14 protein-coding genes are annotated in these 11,307 nt (G+C 40.2%); 11 read left to right on the top strand and 3 right to left on the bottom strand.

Annotation, left to right across the window (positions count from 1 at the left end; genetic code table 11):
* Window positions 1–78 precede the first annotated feature (78 nt).
* The 7 genes from NIES1031_RS22235 (at window position 79) to NIES1031_RS22200 (ending at window position 6,724) form a co-directional block, all read left to right on the top strand.
* On the top strand, window positions 79–999 hold the full coding sequence (locus NIES1031_RS22235) for a phosphorylase family protein (protein ID WP_236738952.1): 921 nt from the start codon (window positions 79–81) through the stop codon (window positions 997–999).
* A 230-nt stretch (window positions 1,000–1,229) separates the two neighbouring features.
* A complete protein-coding gene (locus NIES1031_RS22230) occupies window positions 1,230–1,823 on the top strand; it encodes a TetR/AcrR family transcriptional regulator (RefSeq protein WP_073551618.1) in 594 nt (197 codons plus the stop codon).
* 99 nt (window positions 1,824–1,922) lie between these two features.
* A complete protein-coding gene (locus tag NIES1031_RS22225; RefSeq protein WP_073551617.1) occupies window positions 1,923–3,095 on the top strand; it encodes an ABC exporter membrane fusion protein in 1,173 nt (390 codons plus the stop codon).
* A gap of 38 nt (window positions 3,096–3,133) precedes the next feature.
* Entirely contained in the window at window positions 3,134–3,763 is a 630-nt protein-coding gene (locus NIES1031_RS22220) for a GNAT family N-acetyltransferase (RefSeq protein WP_073551616.1), read from the top strand.
* A gap of 44 nt (window positions 3,764–3,807) precedes the next feature.
* On the top strand, window positions 3,808–4,971 hold the full coding sequence (gene devC, locus NIES1031_RS22215; protein WP_073551615.1) for an ABC transporter permease DevC: 1,164 nt from the start codon (window positions 3,808–3,810) through the stop codon (window positions 4,969–4,971).
* Window positions 4,972–5,152: 181 nt separating this feature from the next.
* A complete protein-coding gene (locus NIES1031_RS22205; protein WP_236738951.1) occupies window positions 5,153–5,848 on the top strand; it encodes a TMEM175 family protein in 696 nt (231 codons plus the stop codon).
* A gap of 174 nt (window positions 5,849–6,022) precedes the next feature.
* Window positions 6,023–6,724 carry a DevA family ABC transporter ATP-binding protein gene (locus tag NIES1031_RS22200; RefSeq protein WP_073551613.1) on the top strand — a complete coding sequence of 234 codons (702 nt, stop codon included), beginning with the start codon at window positions 6,023–6,025 and terminating at the stop codon, window positions 6,722–6,724.
* A gap of 3 nt (window positions 6,725–6,727) precedes the next feature.
* Here NIES1031_RS22200 and NIES1031_RS22195 read toward each other — a convergent pair whose 3' ends face one another.
* Entirely contained in the window at window positions 6,728–7,294 is a 567-nt protein-coding gene (locus NIES1031_RS22195; protein WP_073551612.1) for a Uma2 family endonuclease, read from the bottom strand.
* 120 nt (window positions 7,295–7,414) lie between these two features.
* On the opposite strand from NIES1031_RS22195, the gene NIES1031_RS26145 reads away from it, so the two are divergent.
* The 3 genes from NIES1031_RS26145 to NIES1031_RS22185 are packed head-to-tail and all read left to right on the top strand — an operon-like array spanning window position 7,415 to window position 8,681.
* A complete protein-coding gene (locus NIES1031_RS26145) occupies window positions 7,415–7,711 on the top strand; it encodes a nitroreductase family protein (RefSeq protein WP_218596932.1) in 297 nt (98 codons plus the stop codon).
* Between the two features lie 50 nt (window positions 7,712–7,761).
* A complete protein-coding gene (locus NIES1031_RS26140; RefSeq protein WP_218596931.1) occupies window positions 7,762–8,232 on the top strand; it encodes a nitroreductase family protein in 471 nt (156 codons plus the stop codon).
* A gap of 2 nt (window positions 8,233–8,234) precedes the next feature.
* A complete protein-coding gene (locus tag NIES1031_RS22185) occupies window positions 8,235–8,681 on the top strand; it encodes a protein tyrosine phosphatase family protein (protein ID WP_073551611.1) in 447 nt (148 codons plus the stop codon).
* Between the two features lie 227 nt (window positions 8,682–8,908).
* On the opposite strand, the gene NIES1031_RS22180 is transcribed toward NIES1031_RS22185, so the two are convergent.
* Together NIES1031_RS22180 and NIES1031_RS22175 are read right to left on the bottom strand one after the other, a co-directional pair.
* Entirely contained in the window at window positions 8,909–9,643 is a 735-nt protein-coding gene (locus NIES1031_RS22180) for a glutathione peroxidase (protein WP_073551610.1), read from the bottom strand.
* Window positions 9,644–10,184: 541 nt separating this feature from the next.
* Window positions 10,185–10,793 (bottom strand): TraX family protein, encoded by a 609-nt coding sequence (locus NIES1031_RS22175; protein WP_269086038.1) that lies wholly within the window; start codon window positions 10,791–10,793, stop codon window positions 10,185–10,187.
* 141 nt (window positions 10,794–10,934) lie between these two features.
* Here NIES1031_RS22175 and NIES1031_RS22170 point away from each other — a divergent pair, with 141 nt between their 5' ends.
* Entirely contained in the window at window positions 10,935–11,207 is a 273-nt protein-coding gene (locus tag NIES1031_RS22170; protein WP_073551609.1) for a hypothetical protein, read from the top strand.
* Window positions 11,208–11,307 lie beyond the last annotated feature (100 nt).

Raw genomic sequence — 11,307 nt, 5'->3', positions numbered from 1 at the left:
ACATGATTGAAGTAGAGTGAGCCATCTCTACTATCCTTACTTATTCAGGACTACCACATCAGCTTAGTGAATGCAACAATGGTAACACAACTCACCCTCGATAAATTTAGAATTAGCAATATTATCTTTAGCGGAATTGCAGGTGGCGTCGGTGGTGTGGCTGCAAACGATGACAATCCTGAAACGCCAAATGAAACACCAATTGGATCAGTTGTCATTCCCAAACGCTGGGGTTTTCATCAAGAAATGTATTTTAATAACTCTTCTGAAACTGTACCATGTGCAGCGATATCAGGACTTCAGCTAAATCACGTATTGCAAGACCCTATCCAAGAAGCCGCAACGTGCAACTTTTTGTTTGGAAATGTACCACAACCAGGACAAGCGAACCAAGAAACACTCTTTCAACCAGATGCTAAGAATGCATTTCTCCGCGACACTAATGTGAGTTCTGATAATACTCCACAGTACTACTTAGACAGAAATAATTTACAACAATTGCGCCAAGTTCCTTTTCCTGGAATACCTGCAAACCCAGAAACAAATCAAGAATTAAAGTTTTGGTTTTTGGTTGACAAGCGGATGTACAATACAGCGCGCGAACTTGATGTCAAGTTGTTAGATTGTCCGCAAGTTGATCGCAATGGTAATTGTACTGCAACGCCTTTAGTTCCTGCACCACAGTTAATTGTCGGTCAAAATGGATTGTCAGGTTCGACGTTTGTTGATAATGAACAGTATCGGCGGTTTGTTGCGAATACGCTGAATTTTGATGAACAAGGCGATTGCAACGAAAATACCGATGTCTTAGTACTAGATATGGAAACGACGGCTTCAGCGATGGTGGCGTATTCTAATAACGTACCGTTTATTGCTGTACGCAGTGTTTCAGATTTAGCAGGTGGTGGTGAATCAGCCGCAGCCCAACTCAATACTTTCTTTGCTGTTGCTGCTGAAAATCAAGCACGAGTTGTTTTAGCGTTACTTGATGCGCTGTAGAAGCTTTGTGATATTGGTAATCGGTAACGGGTAATTGGGAAAGAATACCCATTTTTCTGCTTGACTTATAACAAACGTTCGATATAAGATGCGTAGTAGTTAAATTTTGCCTGTTAGCGCTACAGTCACCCTGACTTCAATATTGGGATTTATTCGTTAGATATCTACAGCAAAGGTACTACCTTACCACTGTTTTTTAACCCCGATCCCTGACCTCTGACCCCTACTATATGCCTAAGATTGTTGACCATGACCAATACCGCAAAGAGTTACTGACAAAATGCTTTGATTTATTTGCGGCTAAGGGCTACGGTGCTGTAACAATGCGCCAAATTGCTAAAGAATTAGGTGTATCTACAGGAACACTGTATCACTACTTTCCAAGTAAGCAAGCTTTATTTTGGCAGCTATATGACGAATTAAATGAGCGAGATACCGCAAGTATGAATGCTGTGCTGAATAGTACTGATACTTTAGAGGAACGAATTACAGCAATTTTTGATTATATTGCCCAAAATGAAGATTATTTTTTTAAACAATTTCTGATTACAGGAGACTTTTATCAACAACAAGATCGCGAGGAGATTTTGGCAAATGAAACCCTCAAGCACAACTATGAGTTGAATCGAGATTTTGTTACCAAAGCTTTGGAGACTGACGATCCGGCTGTGGTTAATTTTGCAATGTGTTTAGCAACAGGAATTATGGTTGTACGTTTATTTGAAGGCAATGTTGTTGAGTATGCTGAGCAAGCACAACTGTTGAATAAGATGCTGACGCTTTATTTACAAGGATCAGCATTGAGTGATGTGAATGTAACTTAAAGGCTGGTAATTGGTAATTGGTAATTGGAAATACTTATTAAAAATTACCCATTAACCATCACCTATTACCTATTACCCAACAAAAAAAGGAAGAAATCCATGACGCTTGGGCTATTCTCTAAAGGAGCAAATCGCAAGTTAATCGGGTTAATTGTTGTCGCAACTCTGATTACTGGAGGTATTGCATATTATGGAATTTCTCAGTTTGGACAAAGAAGAAGACCTCAACCTAATGTAACAGTTCCTGTCGTCAAGAAAGTCACTGCGCTAGGAAGAATTGAACCTGAAGGTGAAGTGATTCGCTTATCAGCACCATTAGCGTTAGATGGTGATCGCATCTCCCAAATTCTCGTGCAAGAAGGCGATTCTGTGCAAGCGGGACAAGTTGTGGCAATCTTAGATTCTAGAGATCGCTTGCAAGATGCCTTGCAACAAGCCCTACAACAAGTTAAAGTAACTCAAGCACGAGTTGCCCAAGTTAGAGCAGGTGCAAAGCGCGGAGAAATTCAAGCCCAGCAAGCAACAATTACGCGACTAGAAGCTGAACTCGCAGGTGAAATTGCTGCCCAAAATGCCGCGATCGCTCGTTGGCAATCAGAAGTTCGTAACGCCAATGCCGAGTATAATCGCTTTCAACAGTTGTATCAACAAGGCGCAATAGCAGCATCCAGCTTAGATAACAAACGGTTAACTGCTGAAACCGCCCAAGCGCAACTTGACGAGGCGCAACAAACTCAAAGTAAAACAATAGAATCTCTCCAAGCGCAACTCAAAGAAGCCCGCGCCACCTTAAATCAAATTGCGGAAGTCCGCCCAGTCGATCTACAAGCTGCGCAGAGTGAAGTTGAAGAAGCTCTTACATCAGTTAATCGCGCCCGCACTGATTTAGCACAAGCTTATATTAAAGCACCAATATCAGGACAAATTCTCAAAATTCACTCGCGAGTTGGAGAGAAAATGAGTGATTCTGGTATTGCTGATTTAGCCCAAACAAATACGATGTTAGTGGTGGCAGAAGTATATCAAACCGACATCAATAAAGTCAAGCTAGGGCAAACTGCAACAGTTACCAGCGAAGCAATTAATGGCAAACTTCAAGGAGTTGTATCGCATGTAGGTTTACAAGTTGATCGCCAAAATGTTTTCAGCAATCAACCAGGAGAAAACCTCGATCGTCGCGTTGTTGAAGTCAAAATTCGCCTCAATCCTACAGATAGTCAACAAGTTGCTGGGTTAACAAATTTACAAGTACAAACAGCAATTGATCTTTGATCTTATTTATAACGAATGTGCGATATCAGGAGAAGATAATGAGTATACAAGTAGTGAAGTTAAAGCGATCACAAATTGATGCAGCAAGCGAAGTTTTAGCACAAGCATTTAACAACGATCCGATGTTCAGTTATTTTGCACTAGAAGACGAACCCGCAAGACTCGATCTGATCAACTGGGTTGCGAAGACAATCGTGCGTTACAGCCAGCGTTACAACCACATCTACACAACGCAAGATGACATAAAAGGAATTGCAGTATGGCTACCACCAGGCAAATACCCATTCAACAATTTACGATTCCTACTATATGGATTGTATAGAATTCCTCCCAAACTGCGTTTCGATAGATTCAGACAGTTAATCGCCCTCTACTCCAAGATTGAAGAATACCATCAACAAGATCTGCCAGAAAAACACTGGTATCTAGGCTTGCTAGGAGTTTCGCCAGCGTATCAAAGTCAAGGAGTCGGTAGTTTACTCCTACAGCCAATTCTCAAACAAGCAGATCAAGAACAACTCCTTTGCTACTTAGAAACCTCCACAGAAAGAGGCGTACGTTTCTACCAAAGACAGGGTTTTAGAGTACTGCGATCTGGTACTTTCCCTGAAACAAATCTGCAATATTGGACACTTAAAAGAGAACCACAAGAGGTAATTGGTAACTGAAAAAAAACTTACTAAGGATCACCCATTACCTAAATGGTATCACTATGCTTCCCAAATGGCTGCGTCGCACACCCTTAGCATGGCGACAACTCCTCAAAGAAAAAACTCGCCTACTAGTAGCATTAGCCGGAATAGGCTTTGCAGATATGCTGATCTTTGTACAGCTAGGATTACTCGATTCACTTTTTGATTCCGCAACAAAATCGCATCAGAACCTACAAGCAGATCTTGTTTTAATCAATCCCCAGTTTCAAACCTTATTCTATGTCAAAAACTTTCCCAGAGAGCGATTACTTCAAACCTTATCCTACGATGGAGTTGCGTCAGTACGTTCTTTGTATGTTGATACTGCGCAGTGGCGTAGCCCAGAAACATTAATGAATCGAGGTATTTTAGTATGGGGTATCGATCCAGCAAACCCAGCATTTGACTTTCCCGAAGTTAACCCACATCTAGATCAACTAAAACAACTCAATCAAGTACTCTTTGATCGCGCCTCACGCCCTGAGTATGGACCAATTGCCGATTTATTGCAAGCACAAGGAACTATCACTACACAAGTTAACGATCAAACAGTACAAACCATTGGCTTATTCACATTAGGTGCTTCTTTTGGTGCAGATGGCAATATTATTACTAGTGACTCGACATTCTTAAAACTATTTCCTCAACGCCAACCACATCAAATTAACGTCGGGTTAATTCAGCTACAACCTGGAATTGATCGACAAACAGTACAAGCTGAACTTCAAGCAGGATTACCCAATGATGTCAGTGTACTCACACCAGAAGAATTTGCGCAGATTGAGATTAACTACTGGGAGAGTGGTGGGATTGGCTTTATTTTTGGTATGGGTGTTGTTGTCGGATTCATTGTCGGGATTGTGATTGTTTACCAAATTCTCTATTCTGACGTTTCCGATCACTTACCAGAGTACGCAACATTAAAAGCAATGGGATACAGCGATCGCTACTTACTCACTGTATTAATGCAAGAAGCTTTACTTTTAGCTGCGTTAGGCTTTATTCCTGGTTTTCTTTTATCAGTAGGACTGTATCAAATCACATACATGGCGACATTGCTACCAATCGCGATGAAGTTAGAACGTGCATTATTTGTACTCTTACTCACAATTATTATGTGTAGTGTTTCCGGTGCGATCGCCATGCGCAAACTACAATCCGCTGATCCTGCTGATGTATTTTAGTCTTTCAACAAAAATGATTAAGTTTGCTTTTTTAGATTTCGCACTCCGCCTCAACACCACCCTGAACTCAAGTTCTGGGCTAACAGTTCAAGTCCATTTAAATGGACTAAAACATCGAAGCTGGTACATTTTAACTAACTTTCGCTTTCGCTGTGAAATTATTTGCTAGGTGTTCATCTTAATGCAAAATGCAGACTTTTTGAAACAAGGAAATCAAATCATGTCTTCAACTCACAGACAAGACCATTCTCCAAAATTGATTCATCACTTGAGCAGAGTTTCTGATAGTATTTTTGCTTTAGCAATGGCATTATCTATTGTAGGATTTGACCTACCTGATTCTGTTGCTTCCATAAATGATATAGAAGTCAAAAATTTTGTACTTACGCAACTCGATCATTTAAGTACATACATAATTACATTTATCTTGCTAGCTTTTTATTGGATAGAACACACTCAAAAATTTAGTTATTACAAAAAATCCAACGAAATACATCTTTTGCTTTACTTATTCTATCTGATGTTTATTTTTATTATTCCCTACTCAAATGCTTTAATTACTTATTATCCCAACGAAGCGATCATCAAAATTTGGTATAGTCTAAACATTTTTTTAATAGGTTTATTTTCGTTCTTGACCTGGACTCATGCTACAACTGAGCATCGCCTTGTGAGTGCTATGTTAGATATAAATCACATTAAAGCAATAGGTATAAAAACTTTGATAGAGCCAGTAGTATCCATAATAACTATAACTATAGCTGTAGCTTTCTGGGATCAGTCTTTGTGGGAATACACATGGTTGTTAGTGATAATACTTTATGTCATTGCAGATAAGTTATTAGTAAAACGAGACAAAAAGGTAGAGTTAGAGTAATCAATTATTGATCTTAAAGTAAAATCAAACGAACTTTGAATCTAACAAAAAAAACTCAAAAAATCACAAAAGTAGTCCTCAACTATAATTAAAAGCCCTCGTTGCTCTTCTCCCTGTGCTCTCCGTGTCTCTGTGGTTCGTTTCAAAACAGTAATTTTCTAAAATAGAATTACTATGAATAACAAATTATTTAATCCTGTTATCACCATTAAAAAACTCAATCATTACTTTGGTGAAGGAACACTACGCAAACAAGTTTTATCTAACATCAACTTAGAAATCCAAGCAGGGGAAATAGTGATAATGACAGGACCTTCGGGTTCTGGTAAAACAACTTTATTAACACTAATGGGTGGACTACGATCTGCACAAGAAGGCAGTTTAAAAATCCTCAATCAAGAAATGTGTGGTGCTAACAAACGGCAATTAATTGAGATTCGGCGCAATGTTGGTTATATTTTTCAAGCACACAATTTAATGACATTTCTCACCGCAAAACAAAACGTACGGATGTCTTTAGAGTTGCATGATGAGATGATGAATCAAGATTTAGATGCAAAGGTGATCGCCATGTTGGAATCAGTGGGTTTAGGCGATCGCGTTGATTATTATCCCGAAAAACTATCAGGAGGACAAAAGCAAAGAGTTGCGATCGCACGGGCTTTAATTAGTCGTCCAAAAATTGTTTTAGCCGATGAACCTACCGCCGCACTTGATAAAAAATCTGGGCGTGATGTCGTCGAAATTATGCAAAAGTTAGTTAGAGAGCAAGGCTCAACAATTTTACTTGTAACTCACGATAACCGCATTTTAGATATTGCTGACCGTATTCTTTATATGGAAGATGGATGTTTAGTCGATAAGCAGTTTGTGTAAGCTTCACCAAATCTCATTTAAATCAAGAACAAATTCTGGTAAAATATCTTCTCCAGATAAAGAGTTAGGCGATCGCAGTATTTCCACAGAATGTCCTTGGCGATAAACTTCTACTTGCTGATTTTGTGGATCGATAAGCCAACCTAAGCGAACGCCATTATTAATGTACTCTTGCATCTTCTCCTGCAAAGGTTTAAGGCGATCGCTACTAGAGTGTAATTCAATCACAAAATCAGGTGCAAGTGGCGGAAAATTGTCTTGATCTTCTTTTGTAAGTCTATCCCAGCGCATCTTACTAATCCAAGCAGCATCAGGAGAGCGAAAAGCCCCGTTTGGTAACTTAAACTCTGTAGAAGAATCGAAAACTTTACCTAATTTCTTTTGCTTGTTCCAAGCTTGGAGTTGATAGGTAATTTCTGCATTACGATTACCGCTAGTTCCTCCTGTAGGTGGCATAATAATTAAAGTTCCAAATTGATCGAGTTCAAGCTTTAAATCAGGATTATCTTCACAAATTTTAAGATACTGCTCTTCTTTAATAGGAGCGATCGCACTAAGATTTAGTAGCATTATTTTGACTCCTTTTTTGCAGAAACACCAGAATCACGACAAATGCAGATCGCAATTCATAACATACGTATAAGCTAAAGTATTTGTGACATAGTTGCCCACAAATATCGAGAAGTAAAAGTGACAATTAACCCAATCGAGTTACTGCGATCGCGCTACGGTCAAAACCTTGATTTTGACATTGAATGGAATGCGTGCTTAACGACATTACTATCACATCGTTCAATTCGTGCTTATCGCCCCGATCCTCTACCTTCAGGAACCTTAGAGCTAATCATAGCATCGGCACAATCGGCGGCGACCTCATCGAATCTGCAAACTTGGAGTGCGATCGCCGTCGAAGATGCACAGCGTAAAGCCCAGTTAGCAGCGTTAGCAGGAAACCAAAACAGATCCAGCAGTGTCCATTATTTTTAGTTTGGTTAGCCGATTTAGCACGTTTAGCGCACATTGCCCACAGTCGTGGAATGTCGCACGCGGGTTTAGACTATTTAGAAATGTTCGTTACAGCAACAATAGACGCCGCACTAGCCGCGCAAAATGCCACAGTAGCAGCAGAATCCCTCGGTTTAGGTACTGTGTACATTGGGGCGATGCGCAACCACCCTGAAGAAATCGCCGCACTTCTTAAATTACCTTCGCACGTATTTGCCGTATTTGGGTTGTGTGTAGGCTATCCCGACTCGCCGCAGGCGGCGATTAAACCGCGACTACCGCAATCAGCTATACTACACCGCGAACATTATGATTTAACAGTTCAAGATGCGGCGATCGCACAGTACAACGAAATCATGCAGAATTTCTATCGCGAACAACAAATGAACGTCACTGGAGATTGGGCGGAACATTCTGTGAAGCGCATTGCGACACCACAATCGTTATCAGGACGTGATCGACTACGCGAAGCATTACAAAATCTCGGTTTTGAGCTACGTTAGATATGGAAATCTATAACTTTCTGCAAGTATCCGATGCGATCGCCACCGCTGGACAACCAACTGCACAACAATTTGCAGACATCAAAGCCGCAGGTTATGAAGTTGTTGTTAACTTAGCGTTACCAGCTTCCACTAATGCGATCACCAACGAGCAAAAAATAGTAGAAGATCTAGGAATGGACTATGTACACATTCCAGTCATTTGGGAAAAGCCTACGCTAGAAGACATTGAGCGTTTCTTCAATGTGATGCAAGCAAATACAAACAAGAAAGTGTTTGTCCACTGTGCGATGAATATGCGAGTTTCTGCCTTTATGTACTTGTATCGCGTCATTCACGAACAAACAAGTGTAGAAGAAGCAAAACAAGATTTACAACGAATTTGGCAACCGAATGACACTTGGCAGCAATTTATCGATAAGGTTATTGCACATTATCAAAAAGCATAGCAGAGGTCAGAGGTAAAATCTAGTTAGGGAAGTTATATTAGGTCTGGTTGATTAGTGATGATAAAAATGGTGACTAGTAACTAATCACTAACCACTGATCTGGTTATTTGACCGGAGAGGATATCACTACAAGGTTCTATATTCTATTGACCATTCCTATAAATTCGTAATCCGTATTGTGTTAAACAGCGAACTACGAATTTATAAAATGTCGGTTTCAAATAACTTTACAAAGCCGCAAAGTAAGCTTCTAATGCTTCTGAACCACCGATCAATTTACCATCGATAAATACTTGTGGTACTGTTGTTGCACCCGCAACCGCTTGTAAAGAACGAGTGGTGACATCTTTACCAATGACTATCTCTTCATAGTCTAAGCCGCGTTCTTTGAGCATTGATTTCGCACGAGCGCAGAAAGGACAACCAATTTTAGCAAACAGCGAGACTAATTTAGGCTTAGCAGCTTGAGGGTTGATATAGTTAAGCATTGTCTCAGCATCGGATACCTTAAAAGGATCGCCTGGTTCTTCGGGTTCGATAAACATCTTTTCAATAACGCCATCTTTTACTAACATCGAGTAGCGCCAAGAGCGTTTACCAAATCCTAAGTCTGTTTTATCGACGAGCATTCCCATTCCTTCGGTAAACAGTCCATTACCATCAGGAATCATTTTGATGTTTTCTGCTTCTTGGTGCTTTGCCCATTCGTTCATCACAAAAGCATCGTTGACCGAAATACACACGATCTCGTCTACACCGTTTTCATAAAAAGCTTTTGCCATCTGGTTGTATCCAGGAAGATGAGTCGATGAGCAAGTGGGAGTAAATGCACCTGGTAAGGCAAAGACAACAACAGTTTTACCATTAAACAATTCATCTGTCGTAATATCGACCCACTCGTTGTTTTGATGAGTGCGAAACGTACAATTAGGAACTTTTTGTCCTTCCTTGTTTGACAACATCGCTTATCCCTTTACAAGTCGTAACAAATAAAGCGTACTCATTATGACTATGATTTGTCAAGGGGATATCGTTAGAGTAAGTTAATAGACAATTTTAAGCGATGAAAATATTATGGTTGGTATATTACGAACAAGTCGGTATCACAGTGCAACAAAAACAGCCGCTAACGCTTGATTCGACTCAGCAAAACACCTGTGCGCATTTGCTAAAATTGCCTAATCGAAAAAGCCAATCCCTCACAGCTTGATTTTACAGGTGCTATAGAAACTTGCGCTGAACTCATTGGCGCGTGGATAAGTACTAGACCGATTCCGCAATTACCACTACTTAGAGATAATTTACGTAGGCTCATTTCACGGAAAAGCGTCGTTACAATGAGCCTGCGAGGAACTCAGTTTAATTTAAAGCAGTATGCATCAGCAATAACCAAACGTGATTCCTTCACCGCACAAATGAAACAATTTCGCTGTAACTAGGATATTGACGCCGAAAAAGTGGCTGAAGTTATTGAAACTTATCAACGCCTACCAGGATACTAAATTAAAGCCGCGCTTCACTTAACCGAAAGATGAGAAATAACACGAGTAGGTGTAATGGATAAAAGCTGTAGAACCAACGTGCGGAAGATCCTCTTTGGTGATTCGCAAAATGGATAAATACGGGAGTGACGATCGCCGGAAGTTGAAAGATATTAGATACTGTGATCGCATCAACTAGATGCAATCCAATCCACGCTAACCACCAATGAAGATTTGGTGTAAATATTGACAGCAAGCACATCGCCGCCACACCGTAAGCGCCATACTCGACACGGACTAATTCGGCTGAGACAATTCCTAAAGTCCAAATTAAATATTTATACTCTCGCAACCTCCGACTCAAGCGCAAGATAATTAACCCCAATGATAATGTAAACAGAATATTCAGACGCGTTCCTGATAGCGTGAGGACATACAAAGGCTGACTCAACAAACCCAAAAGCACAAGTCTTTGCAAGTATCGCCCAAAGCTGCGAGTATATCTTTCTCCTTGGGCTAATAACCACGCAAACAGCGGAAAACTGAGACGCCCAATCACGCGAAAAATAAAAACTTGCGGAAAAAAGACAATACCTACATGATCAATTACCATGAAAATCGCAGCTAGCAATTTGATGTGATAGTTGTTAAGCTGCAATTTCAACGTTCTAGTACCAACACGATGATAAACACACTATAGTCTCTAACAAAAGTTACTAGCAATTAACGACTTTAGCTGATTTCATTCTAAACAAATTCATTAGAAGTAGACATGACGCTGTGCTTTAAAGCAAATGGCAAACCCGACTTAAGTGCAATTCCTGATTGGCTAGCAGTAGAATTTTCGTTTGCAGCGAAAGAACCTTACTTTTATCGTGTATGTGTAATACCAGAAATTGCTGACGTCGCTTTGGTTTTAGGAACACTAGAACACGATGGCACACCATCAGGATGGATTTCACATTTGCAAAATTTAGGCTTTGAGGAGGTTGTGCAAGTCTCTTGTCGTGACTTCTTTAGTCCGAGGGCGGATCGCGATCGCTAGTCATATTAAATCCGGTTGATGAGTAATGATAAAAATGCTGAAGGGTGACGGGTGATTATTCACTAGTCACTAACCACAAAGAAAGGTTATTTAACCGAAG

Origin of the sequence: Chroogloeocystis siderophila 5.2 s.c.1, from assembly GCF_001904655.1 — a bacterium.
GTDB lineage: Bacteria > Cyanobacteriota > Cyanobacteriia > Cyanobacteriales > Chroococcidiopsidaceae > Chroogloeocystis > Chroogloeocystis siderophila.
This window is presented reverse-complemented; position numbering and strand designations above follow the sequence as displayed.

Excerpts from the sequence above, each read along its gene's own strand:
- NIES1031_RS22180 (WP_073551610.1), bottom strand. The coding sequence starts at position 9,643 with ATGTTGTCAAACAAGGAAGGACAAAAAGTTCCTAATTGTACGTTTCGC.
- NIES1031_RS22220 (WP_073551616.1), top strand. The coding sequence starts at position 3,134 with ATGAGTATACAAGTAGTGAAGTTAAAGCGATCACAAATTGATGCAGCA.
- devC (WP_073551615.1), top strand. The coding sequence starts at position 3,808 with ATGCTTCCCAAATGGCTGCGTCGCACACCCTTAGCATGGCGACAACTC.
- NIES1031_RS22195 (WP_073551612.1), bottom strand. The coding sequence starts at position 7,294 with ATGCTACTAAATCTTAGTGCGATCGCTCCTATTAAAGAAGAGCAGTAT.
- NIES1031_RS26140 (WP_218596931.1), top strand. The coding sequence starts at position 7,762 with ATGTCGCACGCGGGTTTAGACTATTTAGAAATGTTCGTTACAGCAACA.
- NIES1031_RS22205 (WP_236738951.1), top strand. The coding sequence starts at position 5,153 with ATGCAAAATGCAGACTTTTTGAAACAAGGAAATCAAATCATGTCTTCA.
- NIES1031_RS22225 (WP_073551617.1), top strand. The coding sequence starts at position 1,923 with ATGACGCTTGGGCTATTCTCTAAAGGAGCAAATCGCAAGTTAATCGGG.
- NIES1031_RS22230 (WP_073551618.1), top strand. The coding sequence starts at position 1,230 with ATGCCTAAGATTGTTGACCATGACCAATACCGCAAAGAGTTACTGACA.
- NIES1031_RS22200 (WP_073551613.1), top strand. The coding sequence starts at position 6,023 with ATGAATAACAAATTATTTAATCCTGTTATCACCATTAAAAAACTCAAT.
- NIES1031_RS22185 (WP_073551611.1), top strand. The coding sequence starts at position 8,235 with ATGGAAATCTATAACTTTCTGCAAGTATCCGATGCGATCGCCACCGCT.
- NIES1031_RS22170 (WP_073551609.1), top strand. The coding sequence starts at position 10,935 with ATGACGCTGTGCTTTAAAGCAAATGGCAAACCCGACTTAAGTGCAATT.
- NIES1031_RS22235 (WP_236738952.1), top strand. The coding sequence starts at position 79 with ATGGTAACACAACTCACCCTCGATAAATTTAGAATTAGCAATATTATC.